Genomic DNA, 20,372 nt, shown 5'->3' on the forward strand with positions numbered 1-20,372 from the left:
GGAACGCGGCGCCGGCCTGCGCCCTCCTCCTTACCGAAGGCCCGCCGCGCGGCGCCCATGCGACGCCGCATGAACGATTCACCCGCACACGATCCACCAGAGCACGAACGAACGGACCCATGGCTCCTGCAACGCTCCTGGACGTCCTGCTGATCGCGGCGGACGAGTCCCCCGGGCAAGTCCTCGTCCATGTCCGCGGGGACGGCACCGAGAGGGCCGTCACCTTCCGGGAGCTCCTCCAGGTGTCCCTGCGCGTCGCGGGCGGTCTGCGCGCGGCCGGGGTCGCCCCCGGCACCTGTCTGCCGCTGCTGGCAGACCGGGGCGAGGACTTCCAGCCGATGTTCTGGGGTGCGCTGGCGGCCGGGCTGGTGCCGGTGCCACTCGCGCCTGACGCGCGGCGGGTCGGCCCGGTGTGGGAGCATCTGGGCCGCCCGCCCGTCCTGGTGGACGCGGGCTGCGCGCCGCTGGCCGCCGAACTGCCCGGCCCGGTGCGGGTCCTGCGGCTGGAGACGCTGCGGGAGTGCCCCGTACCCGCCGCCCCCGCCGTACCGGCCCCCGAGGACCTGGCCTTCCTCCAGTTCTCCTCCGGCAGCACCGGCGCGCCCAAGGGGGTGGAGCTGACGCATGCCGCGGTGGTGGCCAATCTGCGCCAGATCGTCGCCGCCTCGGCCCTCACGGAGCAGGACGTCCTGGTCAGCTGGATGCCCTACTTCCACGATATGGGGCTGATCGGCACCCATCTGGCACCGCTGGCCGCCCGGTCCAAGCAGGTGAGGATCGGCCCGCTGTCGTTCGCCAAGAACCCGTCCCGGTGGTTCGAGACCGCCGCCCGGCACCAGGCCACCGTGCTGTCGGCCGCCAACTTCGCGCTGGCGCTGGCCGTCCGCCGCGTCCCGGACGAGGTGCTGGCCGGGCTGGACCTCGGCGCGGTGCGGCTGATCCTGGTGGGCGCCGAGCCGATCTCCGCGACGGTATGGCGGGACTTCGCCGCCAAGCTGCGCCCGGCCGGGCTGGACCCGCGGGCGGCGACACCCGTCTACGGCCTGGCCGAGGCGACCCTCGCCGTCACCTTCCCTCCGCCGGGCGAGACGGCCGTGCCGGTGATCCTGGAGCGGTCGGCCCTCAGCCGGGGCGTGGCCGTGGAACGCGCGGCGGGCGGGGACGCGGTGGAGGTGATGGACGTCGGCCCGCCGGTGCCGGGCTGCTCGGTCCGGATCACGGACGGCGCCGGGCGGTTGCTGGGCGACCGGCGGGTGGGGCATATCGAGGTGAGCGGCCCGCAGCTCGCCCGCGGCTACCACGGACTCCCGGAGGCGACGGCGCTGGCCTTCAGTGAGGTGGCCGACGACTCGGGCGGCGCTGGTGGCTGGGACGGCCCCGGCGGCACCGGGCGATGGTTGCGCACCGGGGACCTGGGCTTTCTGCGGGATGGGCGGCTCTGTGTCACCGGTCGGCACAAGGACGTCCTCTTCCTCAACGGCCGCACCTTCCACGCCCCGGACATGGAGGAGGTCGCGGCGGCGACCCCCGGGCTGCCGCCGGGACACCCGGTGGTGGTCGGCTCCACGGACCCGGTGACGGGCGGTGAGCGGGTGGTGGTCTTCGTCCCCTGGGCCCGGCCCCCGGGTGACGCGTCCGAGGTCCTGGACCAGGTCGCGCGGCGGGTGCGGAGCGCGCTGGCCCACGACGACGTACGGGTGCTGGCGCTGCCGCCCTCGGCCTTCCCCCGGACCACCAGCGGCAAGGTGCAGCGGCAGCGTATGCGCACCCGCTTCGAGGAGGGCCGCTACCGGCCCACCGCCTCCTCCGGAGCCCCGGCGGTCGCCGCCGTTCCCCCGGCGGTCGCCCCGCCGCCCCGCTCACGCGCCGAGGTCCGGCAGCTGGTGCGCGGGGTCTGGGCCCGGGTGCTGGGGCTGCCCGAGGCGTCGTTCGGCGACCGGGACGCTTTCGCCGCCCTGGGGGGCACCTCGCTGAAGGCGATGGAGGTCCTGGCCGGACTGGAGGAGGCGCTGGGGATCACCCTGGGCCCTGCCCTGATGCGCCATGACACCGTGGCCGCGCTGACCGACCAGCTGCTGAACGCGACGGATGGGGCCTCGGCCCCGGCGGTCAGGGTATCGGCGCCCTCCCAGGAGGGGGCGGCGGTGGTCGCGATGGCCTGCCGCTTCCCCGGCGCGTCCACTCCGGAGGAGTTCTGGGAGCTGCTGGAGACCGGCCGCGACCAGGTCACCGAGGTACGGCCGGACCGCTGGGGCACCGAGGCGGCGGCAGCCCCGTCCGCCGGGCGGTGGGGCGCCTTCCTGTCCGACCCGGCCGCCTTTGACGCGGAGCACTTCGGCATCGGCGACGAGGAGGCCCGCACCCTGGACCCGCAGGCCCGGATCTTCCTGGAACTCGCCCATGAGGCCCTGGAACGGGCCGGTTACGCCGGGCCCCGCCGACGCGGTCTGCGGATCGGGGTGTTCGCCGCCGTCGGGGACAGCGGCTACCGGCAGATCCTCGCCGGGACCGCCCCCGCCGCGCCGCCGTCCGCGACCACGTTGACCGGCAACCTCCCCAACCTGATCGCCGCCCGGGTCTCGCAGTGCCTGGACCTGGACGGCCCGGCGCTCGCCGTGGACACCGCCTGCTCGTCGGGGCTGGTCGCGCTGCATCTGGCTCGGCGCAGCCTGGCGGAGGGCGAGTGCGACATCGCCGTCGTCGGCGGGGTCAATCTGCATCTCACTCCGGACGGCTACCAGGCCCTGGAGGCCGCGCAGGCGCTGTCGCCCACCGGGCGCAGCCGGGCGTTCAGCACGGCGGGCGACGGGTTCGTCCCCGGCGAGGGCGGCGCGGCCCTGGTGCTGCGGCGGCTGGAGGACGCCCGCCGGGACGGCGACCAGGTGCTCGCCGTCGTACGCGGCACGGCGGTCAACAACGACGGTACGAGCCTGAGCCTGATGGCGCCCAACCCGCTGCGGCAGCGCGAGGTGATCGCCCGCGCGTACCGGGACTGCGGGGTCGACCCGGCCTCCGTGAGCTATGTCGAGGCCCATGGCACGGGCACCGCCGTCGGCGATCCGGTCGAACTGCGCTCCCTGGCCCATGCCTTCCCCGCCCGCGCGGACGGCCGGCCACGGCTGCTCGGCTCGGTGAAGACCAACCTCGGGCATCTGCTCAACGCGGCCGCGCTGCCCTCCCTGGTGAAGGTGGTGCTGGCGCTCGGGCACGGCCGGCTGCCCGCCTCGCTGCACTCCTCGCCGCCCTCCCCCGCCGTCGAGCGGTCCGGGTTCGCCCTGGTCACCGAGGCGACCGCCTGGCCGTCGTCGAACGGCCCCCGCAGGGCCGGGGTCAACGCCTTCGGCTTCGGCGGCACCAACGCCCACGCGGTGCTGGAGCAGGCGCCGCTGGCGGACGGACCGGACCAGAACGGCGAACGGCCCTCGGCCCCACGGCTGCTGACGCTCTCGGCGCGCACCCCCGCCGGTCTGGACGCCTGGGCCTCCCGCATACTCGACCACCTTCGCGAACACCCCGAGCTGGACGAGGCCGAGGTGTGCCGGGCGGTGGCCATGGCCCGGGACGAGGGGGACCACCGGCTCGCCCTCGTCGCCGACCCGGGCGAGCTGCGCGACCGCCTGGCCGCCGGTTCCGGGGCGGTCCGGGCGACCGTGGGGCACCGGCCCCGTACCGTCTTCGTCTTCCCCGGCCAGGGTGCGCCGCGACCGGGCCAGGGCCGTGCGCTGTATGAGACGGCACCGGTGTACCGCGCCACCCTGGACGAGGCCTCCGCCCGGGTCGGCCCGGTGCACGGACGGGAGTTGAGGGAGTGGTGCACCGACCCGGGGGCGAACGCACGGGCGCTGGCCGCGACCGAGGTGGCCCAACCGCTGCTGGTGGCCCATGGGGTCGCGGTGGCACGGCAGTTGGCGGACTGGGGGGTGCGGCCCGACGCGCTGCTCGGGCACAGTGTCGGTGAGCTGACGGCCGCCTGCGCCGGAGGGGCGCTCACCTTCGCCGACGCCCTGACCTTCGCGGCCGAACGCGGACGGCTGATGGGGACGGCGACCCCGCCGGGCGCGATGGCGGCGGTGCGCGGGGCCGACGAGGAGCAGGTGGCGGCCCTGCTGGCGGCGGCCCCCGACGCACTCGCGGTGGCCGCGTACAACGGCCCCGGCGCACTGGTGCTCTCCGGCGACGCTGAGGCGGTCGAGCGGGCGGCGACCCGGCTCACCGCAGCCGGGGCGACCGTACGGCCCCTGGGGGTGACCCGGGCGTTCCACTCTCCGCTGATGGAGCCGATCGCCCCGGTCCTGGCCGAGGCGGCACGCGCCCTGACCGTCTCGGCCCCGGCCATCCCCCTGCTGAGCACCCTCACCGCCGAGTGGCAACCACCCCTGGACCCGGACCATTTGCGCGAGCACGCGCTGCGCCCGGTGCTGTTCGGGCGGGCCGTGGCACGGCTGCTGGCCGAGGGTTATGACACTTTCGTGGAGGTCGGCCCGCAGCAGAGCCTCACCGGTCATATCCGGGCGGCGGCCGCCGGTGAGCGGGCGGGCCGGGACGTCCTCGCACTCTCCGCGCCCTCCGCACCGGCCGGGCCTCCCCGGGACGAGGTCGCGGGTGGGGCCGGTGAGTTGCTGGAGACGGTGGCGCGGCTGTGGGCACGCGGGGCGCACCTGGACCGGCCGGTACGGAACACGGGGCGGCGGCGGGTGCCGCTGCCTCCGTACCCCTACCAGCGACGCCGCCACTGGCCCGAAGAGACCCGCTTGCTGCACCGTGTCGTCTGGCAGCCGACGCCGCCGCCTCCGCCGCCGTCCGGCGATACGGCGCCGGTGCTGGTGACCGGCCCGGACTCGGCGGCGGTGTACACGCTCACGCGGCAGCTCGCAGAACGCGGCATACCGACGAGCACGGCCCCGGACGCGCGCCCGGCGACCGTGCTGCTCCTGGCAGGCCCCGCCACTCCCGCAACGGCGGCGGACGTCGTAGGCATCCAGCGTGAGTTGGTCACGGCCTTCCAGGAGGCCCTTGCCCTGCTCGACCTGTCCAAGGCCGACCGGCTGCTGGTGGTGACCGAGGACGCGCACACCACCGGGCACGGCCCCGAGCGACCGGAGCCGACGCAGTCGGTGCTGGGCGGGCTGACTCTGGCCGTGCCGACGGAGTCCCCGGGAGTGGTGGGCGACTGGCTCGACCTCTGCTCCCTCGATGACACCGAGGAGCGGCTGCGGGCCGTGCTCGCCGAGGTGGTGGGGCGGCAGACGGAGGGGGTGGTGGCCGCCTGGCGCGGTGGGCAGCGGCTGCTGCGGACGGTCGCACCGCAGGGGGTGGGCCTGCCCGCCGTCCGGGGTCGGCTGCCCGCCGATGGCACCTTTCTGATCACCGGCGGTGGCGGCGGCCTCGGCTCGGCCCTGGCCCGGGAGCTCGCCGGACGCGGCCGGCCGGTGCTCCGGCTCACCGGCCGCTCCCCGCAGCCTCCGGCGGGCCTCCTGGAAGAGCTCTCCGCGCTGGGCGCCGACGCCCACTACCACCGGGCCGATCTCACCTCCCGCGATGACGTCGAAGCGCTGGTCGCCGCCCTGCCCGCCACCCCCGACGCCGTCTTCCACGCGGCCGGAACCGTCCATCCCGGAAGCCTGCGCGGGACCAAGCCGGAGGAGACGGTGGAGGCGTTCGGGGCCAAGACCCTGGGCACCCTGCTGCTCTCCGAGGCGCTCCAGCGGCAGGGCCGGGACCCCGGGCTGTGCGTGGCCTTCTCCTCGGTCTCCTCGGTGTTGCCGGGCTTGGCGGGAGGGCTGGGCTCCTACGCGGCGGCCAACGCCTTCCTGGACGCGTTCGCCGCCGCCGAACGGCAGGCCGGACGGCCCTGGTTGTCGCTGAACCTCGGGCCGTTCGCCGGGACCGGCCTGGCCGCCGGGTTCACGGCCGACACCCTGCCCGGTGCCGGAGGCCGTCCGCTGGCGACCGCTCCGGCCCTGGCGGCGCTCCGGGACGCCTGCGGTAGGGACCTGGCCCAACTGCTGCTCGCCGACCGGACGGTGGAGGGCCCGGTACGCGTACGAGACACCCGACCGCCCTCGCGCCCCGCGCCGCACAGGTCCACGGGACCGGTGGCCACCTCCGGCACCGCCGCGCTGCTGCGGGAACTGCTGGCCGAGTCCCTGGGCGTACCGGTCCACGCCATCGATGACGACGCGCCGTTCCTCTCGCTGGGGCTGGACTCGCTGGGCGCGGTCGACCTCGTCAAGCGGCTCGAACGCCGGGCCGGGCGGACCCTGCCCACCACCCTCTTCTTCGAATACCGGACGGTCCGCGAACTGGCCGTCCACCTGGACGCGGAGCCCGCCTCCCAGCAGCCCCGGGCGTCCCTGGAGGCCGCTGAACCGACCGCCCCCTTCGCCCTCACCCCCGTACAACTCGCCCTGCACACCAGCAGCCGGCTGTATCCGGACCTCCCGGCCCGGGGCCATCTGCGCATGACCGTCCAAGGTCCCCTGGACACCGAGCTGCTCGGCCGGGCCCTGGCCGTACTGGCCGAACGGCACCCCATGCTGCGGCTGCGGATCGAGGACTCAGGGAACGGGCCGGTGCAGTACCCGGCACCGGCCGCACCGCTGCCGACCTGGTACGAGGTCCGCGCCTGCGGGGCCGGGGAGGTGGCCGAGCTGGAGACGGCCCTGTGCAACCGGCCCTTCGACCTGAGCGCGGAGCCGCCGGTACGCGCCCTGCTGCTCCGCCAGGACGCCGACCTGGCTCGGCTGCTCTTGGTCGCGCACCACACGGCGGCCGACGGCTACAGCCTGAATCTGCTGGCCGAGGAGGTGTGGGAGACCTACACCCTGCTGGCGCGGGGCGAGCACCCGACCCCGGCGCCGAGCGGGCCGGGCTTCGCCGCGTACGTGGCCGCCGAGGGCAGGGGGTCCGGCGGCACCGCACCGGAGGCGGACCGCCGCTACTGGTCCCAGCGGCTGGCGGCGAGGGCGCCGGAACCGCTGCGGCTGCCCTGTGACGGCGATCCGGACGGGCCTCCGTCGGGCCCGCTGGTCCAGCATTACGGCGTGCTCGACGCGCCCCTCACCGCCGCCCTGGAGCGGCTGGCCGCCGAGCACGAGGTGTCGCTCTTCCATCTGCTGCTGGCCGGATATGTGCGCTGCCTCGCCCGCTGGACGGGCCGCCCGGACATCGCGGTCAATGTGGCCCGGGCCCGGCGGGAGGGGCGCTTCCCCGGGTTGGACCGGCTGGTGGCCCCGCTCGCCGACACCCTTCCGCTGCTCTGCGAGACGGCCCCCGAGGAACCGGTCCTCGCCCTCGCTCAACGGCTGCGCGGCAGCTGGCTGGAGAGCGAGCGGCACTCGGACGTGAGCAGCCTGGACCTGGCCGCGCTGCTGCCCGGCGGCGGTGGTCCCCGTACGGTGAGCCCGGCGGGCTTCAGCTTCGCCCGCTTCCCCGCCCGGCTCGCCGCCGACTGCCCGGTGGAGGTACGGGCCGAGGCGGCCGGCACCGGCTCGGCCGCGACCCGGCTCAGCCTGCTGTGCTGGGCGGACGGGCCCGTGCTGCGACTGTCCTGGAACTTCCCGCTGCCGCTGTTCCGACCGGAGACGGTGGCCCGACTGGACCAGGAGTTCCGCGCCGAACTGGCCGCCGCCCTCACCACCCCCGTACCTTCCCGGTCGTCCGGCGTGGTCGATCGGCTGCTCCGGCAGTTCCGCGCCACGCCCGGGGCGACCGCCGTGTCCGCCGATGGCACGGCGCTCGGCTACGCGGAGCTGGACCGCGCCTCCGCTCTGCTGGCCGCGCGGTTGCGCGCCGCCGGGGTGCGGCCCGGGGCACTGGTCGGGCTGCTCACCGAACCCGGCCCGGACACCGTGGTCGGCGTGGTCGGCATTCTGCGCGCCGGGGCCGGCTGGGTCCCGCTGGACCCGTCCCACCCGCCCACCCGGCTGGCGGACCAGCTGCGGCGCGCGGAGGTCTCCACGGTGGTGTGCCATGCACCGACCCTGACCGCCGCCCGGGCCTTCGACGGAGTGCGGGCGGTGCCGGTCGACGGCCCGCCGGACGCCACGGCGGACACACCCCCGCCCGCGACCGCCCATGACCCCGAGGCGATCGCCTATGTCATCTTCACCTCGGGCTCCACGGGCCGCCCCAAGGCAGTGCCGATCACCCACCGGTCGATGGAGAACTACCTGGACTGGGCCATCGGCACCTTCGGTTACACCTCCGACGACCGGCTGGCGCAGACCGCGTCCCCCTGCTTCGACGCCTCGGTGCGCCAGCTCCTCGCGCCGCTGCTGGTCGGCGGCACCGTGGTGACCGTGCCCAGGGAGCTGCTGCGCGATCCCGAACTGCTGCTCGCCTACGCGGAGCGGACCCGGATCACCGTGTGGAGCTCCGTTCCGACGCTGTGGGAGCAACTGCTGTCGGCGGCCGAGCGACGGGTGCGCGGCGGCGGGCCGGGGCCGGATCTGTCGGCGGTGCGGTGGGTGCATGTGGGGGGCGAGGCCCTGTCCGCCGCCCAGGTGCGCCGCTGGTTCGACCTGTTCGGCGCGGGGCAGCGGATCGCCAATCTGTACGGGCCCACCGAGACGACCATCAACGCCACCTGCCACATTATCTCGGCCCGCCCGGCCGACGAGGAGCGCGCCCTGCCGATCGGACGGCCGGTGGCCGGTACGGAGTTGGCGGTCGTCGGCCCCGACGGCGCCCTGTGCGGGCCGGAACAACCGGGTGAGCTGCTGATCGCGGGGGTCGGACTGACCCCCGGCTACCTCGGTCAACCCGAGCTGACCGCACGGGCGTTCACCGTACGGGACGGGCGTCGCTGGTACCGCAGCGGCGACCGGGTCCGCCGCCGGGCGGACGGGGTACTGGAGTTCCTCGGCCGGATCGACGACCAGGTGAAGATCCGGGGCAACCGGGTGGAGCTCGGGGAGGTGGAGGCGGCTCTGCTGACCCATCCCGGCCTCGCCCAGGTCGCGGTCATCGCCCACGAGGGCCGGCTGCTCGCCTTCGTCACCGCCCGGCCCGGCACCGGGCAACCGGATCCGCGCGCGGTGCGCCGCCGGTTGGGCACGCTACTCCCGCCCTATATGGTCCCCTCGCGGATCACCGTGCTGGCCGAGCTGCCGCTCACCGGCACCGGCAAGGTCGACCGCCGCGCGCTGGCCGGCCGTACGGGGGACGCGGTGACCGCCACCGCCCCCACGTCCGCGGGCCCCAGCCTCCCGGCCACCCCCACCGAGCAGCAACTCAGCGGGATCTGGTCCGAGTTGCTGGAGGTCGAGGCGGTCCACCGGGAGGACGACTTCTTCGAGCTGGGCGGTGACTCGCTGCTCGTCCTCCAGGTGTTCGCCCGGCTCGGCGAGATCAGGTCGCCACTCCCCCGGCCGACCGTGGTCTACGAGCACCGCACCCTCGCCGCACTCGCGGCCGCGGTGGACGCGGCCACCACCGAGCAGACGCCTCTCACCGTCGCACCCGCCGACCACACGACCCCCTTCCCGGTCACGGCCGTCCAGCGCGGCTTCCTGCTCGCCGAGGCGCTGGCACCCGGTGGAGGCGGCGGCTCCTGGACGGCACGGCTGCGGCTGACCGGCCTCCTGGATCCCGAGCTGTTCCAGTCGGCGGTGGACCTGCTGGTGGAGCGCCACGGCATGCTCCGTACCGTCTTCCCGGCCGGCGCCCGGCCGCCCGTACAGCAGGAGCTTCCGCCCTCGCTACGGCTGCCGGTCACCTTCGCGCGGATCACCGACCAGGCCGAGGGGGAGGCGTACGCGGCGGCCGAGGGCGCGCGACGCCTGGAACCCTGGGCCTGGCCCCTGCTGCGGCTCCATGTCCTCAGCCTCAGCGAGCGTGAGCATGTCCTCCTGGTCCACGCCCACCATCTGATCGGCGACGGCTACAGCGCCGCGCTGCTCCTCCAGGAGCTGACCGCGCTCTACGACCACGTGGCGACGGGCCGCCCCGCCGAGCTGCCCACCCCCCGCGCCACCTTCCGCGACCACGCCCTGCTGCCGACCAACGCCGCCCCCGGCCCGGCACGGCAGGCCCGGACGGAGGCGCTGGAGGCCCCCTACCGGCCCCCCGTACTGCGCACGGACCGGACCCCCGCACCGTTCCACTCCACCACCTTCCTGCTCGACGGCGAGCGGACGGCGGCGCTGCGGGCGCTCGCGGCGAAGGCGGGGGCGACCCTCTACGCACCCCTGCTGACCGCGTACCACCAGCAGTTGGCCCGCCTCACCGGCCAGGCGGACCTGATCGTCGGGCTGGCGGTGAGCGGCCGCGACCGACCGCTGCCCGATGTGCACCGGATCTTCGGCCCGTTCGCCACCGCTGTCCCCGTCCGCCCGGCGGTCGCCGCACATGATGACGAGGAGTTCGCGGAGGCGCTGCGGCGGGTCGTGGCCGAGGCCGAGGAGGCGCGCCGACATGAGGAGGTGATCCCCCGGAACGGCGACGGGCTGCCGCTGACGGCGCAGTTCTTCTTCACCTTCTTGGACTTCTCCGTGCTGTCCTCCCCGCCCGGGCAGTCGCTGACGGTGTCCTGGGACGACGGGGAGGGCGCGTTCGCGCCGCCCTCCTCGGCGACGGATGTGTTCCTGGCCGTACGGCCGGAGGAGGACGGCGGCCTGCGGGTGACGGTGCGGGGCTCCGCCAGGGCCTTCTCCCCCGCCGCCCTGGAGGAGTTCGCCCAGGCGCTGCGAAACCGCCTCGACCGGGCCACCGGCACCCACCACACCCGGCGCACCATGGACGCCGCGCTGGTCGGCTATCTGCCGTCCCCGGGCCATCTGGCGCGGCTGGCGGGTCTGCCGGAGGAGGCCGTGCGGCGGGAAGAACTGCGCGCGCTGCTCTTTCCCGACGGTGCGCCGAGGTTGCTGGAGACGGTAGGGACCGGTCTTGGCAGCTCGGGCTTCGTCTGCGTACCCCTCTTCGCCGATGAACTCGCCCAGGACAGCGGGTTGGTGAGTCATACCGCCCGGGCGGTGGCGCTCGCAGCCTCGCTCGGCGCCCGGTGTGTCTCGCTGGCCGGGATGATCCCGTCGCTGACCGGCTATGGCTTCGAGGTGCTGCGCGCCGTGGAGGGGACGGGCTCGACGGTGGAGGTGACGACCGGTCATGCGGCCACCGTGGTCTCGGTGGTCCGGACGGTGCGGGCGGCGCTGGACGCCCTCGGGCACGAACTGGCCGACCTGGAGGTGGCGTTCGTCGGGCTGGGGTCGATCGGCGCCTCCTCGCTGGAGCTGCTGCTGAGCCGGGCGGCCCGGCCGCCACGGCGGCTGCTGCTCTGCGACGCACCGGGCAGCGGTGCGCGGCTGGAGCGGTTGGCGCGGCGGCTACGGGAGCGCGGCCTGGCGGGTGAGGTAGAGGTGGTGGAGTCCCGGCCCGCCCTGCCGGACGCGGTGTACGGGGCCGGGCTGCTGGTCACGGCGGTGAGCGGTTCCGCCACCCTGCTGGACGTGGACCGGCTGGCGCCGGGCACCATCGTGGTGGACGACTCCTTTCCGCACTGCTTCGACACCGGCCGGGCGCTGGCCCGGATGCGGGAGCGCCGGGATGTCCTGGTCCTGGGCGGTGGGCTGCTGCACCTCGGCGAGGTGAGCCGGGAGGTCGCCGAGGACCTTCCGGCGGCCGCAGCGGCCGGCTATCTGGCCCAGCCGTGGATCGAGGGCACGCTTGCCTCCTGCCGGGTGGAGTCACTGCTGCACGCCGCCGACCCCGGCCTTCCACCGGTGCACGGCCTGGTGGACCCGGCGGCCGCCCTCGCCCACTGGGAGGTGGTGGAGCACTCCGGGGTGGTGGCAGGGCCCCTGCATCTGCTGGGCCACACCCTTGGACCGGAGTTGGTGGCGGAGGTGAGGGCCGCCCACCAGGAATCCCCTCCCCGATGATCGTTCGATCATCTCGCCGCTCGCTCTTGACCGCTACCCGATCGGTCGATCACGATCTCCCCGTCGCCGGTCCCACAGGCGGCCATCCGTACGGCGGGGAGGCTGGTTCCGGTATGACCGGTACATCCAGGAGGGGCGAGCATCCGGGGGGCGCGGCGCAGCTGCTGCGGCTGCCCGGCGAGGACCGGGCTCTCAGCCCGTACACCGGCTACACCCGCGCCCACTGGGAGGCCGCCGCCGACGGGCTGGTGCGGGCGGCCTGGCGGTGGGCGACGCCGGGCGGGGCGCTGCTGGACCTGCCCGGACGCCCCTCCGTCTCGGGGGTGCGCTCCGACGGGCTGGAGGGGTACGCCCGGACCTTTCTCGCGGCAGCCTTCCGGGTGGCCGGGGCGGGCGGCGAGGATCCGTACGGGCTGCTCGGCCGGTACGCGGACGGGCTGGCGGCCGGCACCCTGCACCCCGGGCGGGAGGACGCCGAGTCCTGGCCGGAGATCCTGGACCACGGGGTGGGCGGCCAGCCGATGGTGGAGTCCGCCTCGGTGGCGCTGGGGCTGCGGTTGACCCGGCCCTGGCTCTGGGACCGGCTGGACGACGGCGTTCGGAACCGGGCCGAGGCCTGGCTGCGCGGGGCGCTGCGGCACACCCCGGCGCCCAACAACTGGTATCTCTTCCCGCTGACCGTCGCCGGGTTCCTGGAGTCGGTGGGGCGCGGCGACGCCGAGACCGCTCGGGCCGTCGAGCGGGGGCTCGGGCTGCTGGAGAGCTGGTACCGGGGGGACGGCTGGTACGCGGACGGCGAGGGGCGGGCGTTCGACCACTACAACGGCTGGGCACTGCACCTCTATCCGGTGCTGCACGCCCATCTGGCGGACGACACGGCCATGCTCGCTCGCTACGGGGAGCGACTGCGCGAGCATCTGCGGGGTTACAGCTCGCTGTTCGGCGCCGACGGGGCGCCGGTGTACTTCGGCCGCTCGCTGGCGTACCGGTTCGCGGCGGGCGCGGCGGTGGGCGCGGGCGCGGTCACCGGGTACACCCCGCTGGCGCCGGGGGTCTCGCGGCGGTTGCTGAGCGGCTGTCTGCGCCACTTCCTGGACCGGGGCACGGTGGACAGGCAAGTCGGGCTGCTGACGCCCGGCTGGTACGGGCCGCATCCGCCGACCCTCCAGTCCTACTCGGGCCCTGCGTCGCCCTACTGGGCCTCCAAGGCGTTCGTGGCGCTGCTGGCCGGGCCGGAGCATCCGCTGTGGACAACCGTGGAAGGGGCGGGGCCGGTGGAGGGCCCGGACCGGGTGCTGGCGCTGCCGGGGCCGGGGCTGCTGGTGCAGACGACCGGGGCGGACGGGGTGGCCCGGCTGCACAACCACGGCAGTGACGCGGTCGCCCCCTGGACCGGGGACACCGCGGCCGGGTCGGACCCGCTGTACGGGCGGTTCGCCTACTCCACCGCGACCGGGCCGACCGCCGAAGGGAACGCGCCGGACAACCATCTGGCCGTGGAGGTGGCCGGGGCGGCCTCGGTGCGCTGCCGGATCCGGCCGCTGGGCGCGGGCGGCGGGGAGGGCTGGGGCTGGGCCGCCTCCGCGCACCGGCCGGTCTTCCCGGCCGGTCGGCCGCTGCCGCCGGACCTGGAGGTGGTGAGCGTGACGGTGGCGTACGGGCGGTACGAGCTGCGGGTGCACCGTGTGACGGGCCTTCCGCCGGGCGCCCGGCTCCGGTTGACCGGCTGGGCCACCGGCCCGGACCAGCCGCTCACCTCCCAACTGCACGGCCTCTCCGGCTGGGCCGGACCCGACGAGGTCCGCGCGCCCGCCGGCACGGCGTTCACCCCCTGGGCGGTGCTCCCCCGGCTGACCGCCGGGCCCGTGGAGGCGGGCGGGGCGCCGCGAGTGCTGGTCGCTCTCGCCTCCCTCACCGGTATCGAGGCCCCGGCACAGCTGGCCGGTGCGGCGGAGGTGCTGCACGCCGACGCGGAAGGGGTGTCGGTGCGCTGGGCCCCCGAGGGCGTGGGCGCGGTGACCCGTATCGCCTTCGACCCGCTCGCCGTCGGCCACGATCCCGTACCGCCGCCACCGGACTGAGATGATCGAGGGGAACCACCGGACTCCGGGCATGCTCCGGACCTCGGAAGGGAGCCGCCGCCGTGCGGGTCGCGCTCTTCGTCACCTGCGTCAATGACGCGGTGTACCCGGCCACCGGGATCGCCGTGGTGCGGATCCTGGAGCGGCTGGGGGTGGCCGTGGACTTTCCGGCGGCGCAGAGCTGCTGCGGGCAACCGCAGTACAACTCGGGCTATCGCGAGCAGGCGCGGCGGCTGGCCCGGCGTACCGCCAGGGCGTTCGACGGCTACAGCCATGTGGTCACCCCCTCCGGCTCCTGTGCGGCGATGGTGCGCGCCCACTACGCCGGGCTGGGCGAACCGGGGCTCGGGCCGCGGGTGTACGAGCTGTCGGAGTTCCTGGTGGATGTGCTGGGGGTGGTGGACGTGGGCGCCGTCTTCCCGCACCGGGTGACGTACCACCCGTCCTGTCACGGGCTGCGGCTGCTGGGGCTCGGCGACCGGCCGCGGCGGCTGCTGGCTGCGGTGAAGGGGCTGGAGCTGGTGGAGCTGGAGGGCGCGGAGGAGTGCTGCGGCTTCGGCGGCACCTTCGCGGTGAAGAACCCGGAGGTGTCGGTGGCGATGGGCCGGGACAAGGTGGGCGCCGCCGTGGCCACCGGGGCCGAGGTGCTGTGCGGGGCGGACAACTCCTGTCTGATGCATCTGGAGGGCGTCAGGGCCCGTACCGGCGGTGAGCGGGCGGCGGGGCTGCGGACCGTGCACCTCGCGGAGATCCTGGCGAGCACGGAGGAGGAGCCGCTGCGATGAGCGGGACGTTTCTCGGTATGCCGACCTTCCCCGAGGCAGCCAGGTCCGCGGTGGCGGACCCGGTGCTGCGGGCCAATCTGCGGCACGCCACCCATACCATCCGCGCCAAACGGGAGCGCGCGGTGGCCGAGTTGACCGACTGGGAGCAGCTGCGCCAGGCCGGCAAGGAGATCAAGGACCGGACCCTGCGGCAGCTGGATACCTATCTGCTCCGGTTGGAGGAGGCGGTGACCGCGGCGGGCGGCACCGTGCACTGGGCCGAGGACGCCGAGGAGGCCAACCGGATCGTCACGGAGCTGGTCGAGGCCACCGGGGAGCGGGAGGTCGTCAAGGTCAAGTCGATGGCCACCCAGGAGATCGGGCTCAACGAGGCACTGGCGGCGGCCGGGATCGCCGCCTATGAGACCGATCTCGCCGAGCTGATCGTGCAGTTGGGGGACGATCGGCCCTCGCACATCCTGGTGCCGGCGATCCACCGCAACCGTGGCGAGGTCAGGGACATCTTCCGGAGCCGGATGGGGGACTTCGGCCGCCCGGCCCCGGAGGGGCTGACCGACGAGCCCGCCGAGCTGGCGGAGGCGGCCCGGCTCCATCTGCGGGAGAAGTTCCTGCGGGCGAAGGTCGGGATCTCGGGGGCCAACTTCATGGTGGCGGAGACCGGCACCCTGGTGGTGGTCGAGTCGGAGGGGAACGGCCGGATGTGCCTGACCCTCCCCGAGACGCTGATCTCGGTGGTGGGCGTGGAGAAGGTGGTGCCGACCTGGCGGGATCTGGAGGTGTTCCTGCAGACCCTGCCCCGCTCCTCCACGGCCGAGCGGATGAACCCGTACACCAGTATGTGGACCGGCACCGCGGACGGCGACGGGCCGCGTGCCTTCCATCTGGTGCTGCTGGACAACGGCCGTACCGCCGCGCTGGCCGACGCCACCGGGCGGCAGGCGCTGCGCTGTATCCGCTGCTCGGCCTGCCTCAATGTCTGCCCGGTCTACGAGCGGGCCGGGGGCCATGCCTACGGCTCGGTGTACCCGGGCCCGATCGGCGCCATCCTCACCCCGCAACTGCGGGGCACAGTCAGTGAGTTGGATGCCTCACTGCCGTATGCCTCCTCGCTCTGCGGGGCCTGCTACGAGGTGTGCCCGGTGGCCATCGACATCCCGGAAGTGCTGGTGGCGCTGCGCGAGCGGGTGGTGGCGGAGGGCGGCTCCCCGCACCGCTCCGGGCACCGGCTGGAGCGGGCCGCGATGGCGGCGGCCACCTGGGTGTTCGACCATCCGGCCGCGCTGGCCGCGGGCGAGCGGCTGGCCTCCGCCACCCGGCGGCTGCATCCGGCCCGCCCGCCCGGCGCGGGCGCCTGGACCGACGGGCGGAGCCTGCCGGAGCTGCCCGAGCGGTCGTTCCGCGAATGGTGGCGGCGGCGCGCCCGGGACGGGGAGGAGGGGTCGTGAGCGCGCGGGAGCGGATCCTGGCCCGGATCCGGACGGCCAACGCCGGGGCACCCGAGGCCCCCGAGCCGTCCAGGGACTACCTCACCGCCCACGCGCCCGCCGACGACCCGGCCACCCTGGTGGACCTGCTGCACGAGAACCTGGCCGACTACCGGGCGCGGGTCCACCGCACGGGACCGGCCGGGCTGCCGGGGCTGGTGGCGCGGCTGCTGGCCGAGCGGGGTGCCCGGTCGGTGGCGGTGCCACCGGGGCTGCCGGCCCACTGGCTGGCGGAGACCGGGGCCGAACGGCACCCCGACGACCGGGCGGCCGGCCCGCTCGGCGCCCGTGAACTCGACGCGGTGGACGCGGTGGTGACCGGCTGCGCGCTGGCCATCGCGGAGACCGGCACCCTGGTGCTTGACGGTGGTGCCGGGCAGGGCCGCCGGGCGCTGACGCTCGTCCCGGACCTGCATCTGTGCGTGGTACGGGTGCCGGAGCAGCTGGTCGCCTCGGTGCCGCTCGCCCTGCCCCGGCTCACCCCGGGGCGTCCGCTGACCTGGATCTCCGGGCCCTCTGCCACCAGCGACATCGAGCTGGACCGGGTGGAGGGCGTGCACGGCCCGCGCACCCTGGAGGTCATCCTGCTGAGCACCTGACCGGGGCGGGCCTCAGTCCGGCAGCGGGAGGCCGTAGGAGCACGACCGGCGGGTCGTCAGTCCGGCAGCGGCAGGTCGTAGGAGCGTCCCGGCTCCACCGCCACGGTGCGGCCGTCGGCCAGTTCCACCTCGACCGGGGACCGGCCGCCGTCCGGCGGTACGGCGACATGGAGCCCGCCCGGGGTCATCCGCAGCCGCACGCCCCAGTGGCCCAGATAGCGCAGGCTGACGTCGTACGCGGAGAGCTCCGGCAGCGGCACCGGGTCCAGTCGCAGCCGGCCCGCGCGGGTCTCCAGTCCGGTCAGCCCGCGCTGCACCAGGTCCAGGGTGCCGGCCATCGCCCCCAGGTGGATGCCCTCGCCGGTGGTGCCGCCCTGGAGGTCGGCGATATCGCCCTCCAGCGCCTCCTGGCAGAACTGCCAGGCCTCCTTGCGGCGCACCCGGGCCAGCACCCAGCCGTGCACCAGCCCGCTGAGCGTGGAACCGTGGCTGGTGCGGCGCAGGTAGTAGTCGACGGTCCGCCCCCAGGCCGCGTCGTCCAGGGTGTGCCCGAGCCGGGCGAACAGCGCCTTCAGCTCGGCGGGCGGGAAGAGGTAGCCGAGCATCAGCACATCGGCCTGCTTGGAGGCCTGGTAGCGGTTGACGGTGTCGCCGTCGGCCTCCAGCACCCGGTCCAGCCGGCGGATGTCGCCGTGCCGGCGGCGCAGGCCCTCCCAGTCCAGCTCGGCCAGCTCGCCGAAGCCCTCGAACTGGCTGATCACGCCCTGATGGAAGGGGACATGCAGCCGCCGTGACACGTCCTCCCACAACTCCAGCTCACCCTGCGCCAGTTCGGTGCGCTCGCCCAGCTCCAGGCGGCGCGGCTCGGGCAGTTCGCGCAGCAGTTCCAGGGTGCGGGCCAGCACCCAGGAGGCGGTGACATTGGTGTAGGCGTTGTCGTCCAGGCCGGGCCGTACCGCGTCGGGGTAGGCGTCGTGGTACTCGTCGGGGCCCATCACGCCCCGGATGCGGTAGCGGTCCAGCTCGGGGTCGAAGGTGGCGCGCCCGGCCCAGAAGCGGGCGATCTGGAGCATCATCTCGGCGCCCTTGGTGTGCAGGAACTCGCTGTCCCCGGTGGCCTCGCAGTAGGTCCACACGTTGTAGGCGATGGCGGAGCCGACATGGTGCTGGAGATGGGAGTGGTCGGGCAGCCAGCGGCCGGAGCGCGGGTTGAGGTGGAGCCGCTGGGTCTCCTCGCGGCCGTCGCTGCCGGACTGCCACGGGTACATCGCCCCGGTGCAGCCGGCATCCCGGGCCGCGAACCTGGCCTGCTGGAGGCGGCGGTGGCGGTAGGTCAGCAGCGACCGGGACACCTCGGGGAAGTGCAGGTTCAGATAGGGCAGCACGAACAGTTCGTCCCAGAAGACATGGCCCCGGTAGGCCTCGCCGTGCAGCCCGCGGGCCGGCACGCCCACATCCAGGTCGGCGATGTGCGGGGAGAGGGTCTGGAGGACGTGGAAGAGGTGCAGCCGCAGGATGCGCCCCGCCTCGTCGGGGACCTCCAGTTCGGCCCGCCGCCACAGCTGGCCCCAGGCGGTGCGGTGCGAGGCGAGCAGCGCGTCGGCGTCCGGGGCGCGGCGCACCCGGTCCACGGCGGCGTGCAGCGGGTCGCTGATCGCGGCGTCGCGGGAGGTGTGCAGGGCCACGCACTTGTCGACGGTGACCGGGTGCCCGGGGCGCAGGTCCAGGGTGATGCGCTGGACGCCCTGGCGGTCGGGGTGGTGGGTGCTGCGCTGGACGGCGGCCTTGGCGGGCGCCACGGTGGTACGGGCGGCCAGGCCGATCCGGATGTCGGAGGTACTGGTGCGGCAGCGCAGCCAGAGGGTGCCGGGGTCGCTGGCCGGGTCGGCGTCGCCGGTGTGGACGTCGACCAGGTGCTGTGCGGCGAGTTGCCGGTAGCGGGCGACCCCGGTGTTGGCGACCGTGCCGTCCAGGGCGGCCTCCACCTCGATGGTGCCGGCCCAGTTCTCGGCGGTGAACTCGGTGCGCAGCAGGGCGAGATGGGGGTCGGCCATATGGACGATCCGCCGCTGCCGGACGGTGAGCCGCCGGCCCTCGCCGTCCTGGTAGCGGGTGCGGGTGTGCAGGATGGCGCGGCGCAGGTCCAGGGTCATCCGGTGGTCGGTCACCGTCTCGTCGGCGGGGCCGAGCCAGTCGCCGGAGGCGGCCGCCCGTACCGGCCCCTGACCGGGGTCCGGCCCATGACCGGAGTCCGGCCCATGACCGGAGTCCGGCCCATGACCGGGATCCGGCCCATGACCGGGATCCTGAACGGCCGCGTCCCGGTCCGCTTCCCGCTCCCGGGGCGGGGTCTGGTCCAGGACGCGGTAGCGCAGCGGCAGCCAGTCAGGCAGGTTGACGATGTCCTCGTTCTCGACGGTGCGACCGGCGACCTCGGAGGTGAGCCGGTTGTAGCAGCCGGCCGCGTAGGTGCCCGGGTAGTGGGTGCCGTCGGCGCCGTACTCGGTGAGGGCGCCGCGGGTGGCGAAGTAGCCGTTGCCCAGGGTGCACAGGGACTCGCGCAGGCTCTGCCGCTCGGCGGCGTACCCCTCGTACTCCCAGGTCCAGGCCCGGTGGTCGCTGCTCACCGGGGTGTCCCGGGCGGGTACGGCCGGGCGGCCGGGGGCTCGGGCAGCAGCGCGGAGAGGTCGGACACGACCAGGTCGGCGCCGTGCCGGCGCAGCTCGGCTGCCAGCTCCTGGCCGGGGCTGCGGTCCACCCCGACGACCAGGCCGAAGCCGCCGCGCCGGGCGGCCGCGACCCCGGCGGTGGCGTCCTCCACCACGGCGCAGCGGCCGGGTGGGACGCCGAGCCGCCGGGCCGCCTCCAGGAAGAGCGCGGGCTGCGGCTTGCCGGGCAGCCCCAGACGGGCCGACTCCACCCCGTCCACCAGGGCGTCGAAGAGCCCGAGGACATGGGCGGAGGCGAGCACCGCCCGGGCGTGCCGGGAGGCGGAGGCGGCGGCCAGCGGGGTACGCGTACGGCGCAGCTCGCGCAGCAGCAGCACGGTGCCGGGGAAGGCGTCGGCGCCCCGCTCGCGCAGCAGCGCGGTGTAGCGGCGCTCCTTGTCGGCGGCGACCGCCTCCACGGTGGCGCGGTCCGGCTCCGGCACCCGGGAGGCCAGGAAGGCGGCGGCGCCGTCGAGCCGGGACTTGCCGTCCACATATCGCGTGTAGTCGGCGACCGGGTCGAAGGGGCCGCGCTTGGCGGGGTCGGCGGGCGGGTGAGCAGTCAGCCAGTCGTCGAAGGCGGCCTGCCAGGCGGCGGCGTGCAGCCGGGCCGAGTCGGTGATGACCCCGTCGGTGTCGAACACCACGGCCTGCATCTCGGCCAGCCCGTGCGGGCCGCCGTCGGCCCCGTGCGGTCCATGGGCGGGTCTGCTCGGTCCATCCGCCGCGCGAGCGGTCATCGGGCGCCTCCCTCCGGGCCGCGGACTGCGACCGCGGACGTCTCATGGACCCCGGCGAGTGCCCGGCCGGAAGCGGTGTAGGCGTACGAAGACTCC

The 20,372-nt window shown here is 75.1% G+C and carries 7 protein-coding genes; 5 read left to right on the forward strand and 2 right to left on the reverse strand.

Going from position 1 to position 20,372, the window contains the following annotated elements:
• Positions 1-119: 119 nt before the first annotated feature.
• The 5 genes from ABZ945_RS23330 to ABZ945_RS23350 all read left to right on the forward strand — a co-directional run bounded on the left by ABZ945_RS23330 (position 120) and on the right by ABZ945_RS23350 (position 16,828).
• Complete coding sequence (locus ABZ945_RS23330; protein WP_361272715.1) at positions 120-11,879, forward strand: amino acid adenylation domain-containing protein; 11,760 nt, start codon at positions 120-122, stop codon at positions 11,877-11,879.
• 113 nt (positions 11,880-11,992) lie between these two features.
• A complete protein-coding gene (locus tag ABZ945_RS23335; RefSeq protein ID WP_361272718.1) occupies positions 11,993-13,960 on the forward strand; it encodes a DUF2264 domain-containing protein in 1,968 nt (655 codons plus the stop codon).
• A gap of 62 nt (positions 13,961-14,022) precedes the next feature.
• Entirely contained in the window at positions 14,023-14,745 is a 723-nt protein-coding gene (locus tag ABZ945_RS23340; protein WP_361272721.1) for a (Fe-S)-binding protein, read from the forward strand.
• A complete protein-coding gene (locus ABZ945_RS23345; protein ID WP_361272724.1) occupies positions 14,742-16,190 on the forward strand; it encodes a lactate utilization protein B in 1,449 nt (482 codons plus the stop codon). The genes ABZ945_RS23340 and ABZ945_RS23345 overlap by 4 nt, the downstream gene beginning before the upstream one ends.
• Entirely contained in the window at positions 16,187-16,828 is a 642-nt protein-coding gene (locus ABZ945_RS23350) for an LUD domain-containing protein (protein WP_361272727.1), read from the forward strand. Before ABZ945_RS23345 ends, ABZ945_RS23350 begins: the two co-directional genes overlap by 4 nt.
• 56 nt (positions 16,829-16,884) lie before the next feature.
• Here ABZ945_RS23350 and ABZ945_RS23355 read toward each other — a convergent pair whose 3' ends face one another.
• Together ABZ945_RS23355 and ABZ945_RS23360 are read right to left on the reverse strand one after the other, a co-directional pair.
• A complete protein-coding gene (locus ABZ945_RS23355) occupies positions 16,885-19,455 on the reverse strand; it encodes a glycosyl hydrolase family 65 protein (protein ID WP_361272730.1) in 2,571 nt (856 codons plus the stop codon).
• Positions 19,452-20,192: a beta-phosphoglucomutase family hydrolase gene (locus ABZ945_RS23360; RefSeq protein ID WP_361272778.1), complete on the reverse strand. Its 741-nt coding sequence runs from the start codon at positions 20,190-20,192 to the stop codon at positions 19,452-19,454. Before ABZ945_RS23360 ends, ABZ945_RS23355 begins: the two co-directional genes overlap by 4 nt.
• Between the last annotated feature and the right edge of the window lie 180 nt (positions 20,193-20,372).

Origin of the sequence: Streptomyces sp. NPDC046887 (assembly GCF_040644755.1) — a bacterium.
Taxonomy (GTDB): domain Bacteria; phylum Actinomycetota; class Actinomycetes; order Streptomycetales; family Streptomycetaceae; genus Streptomyces; species Streptomyces lichenis.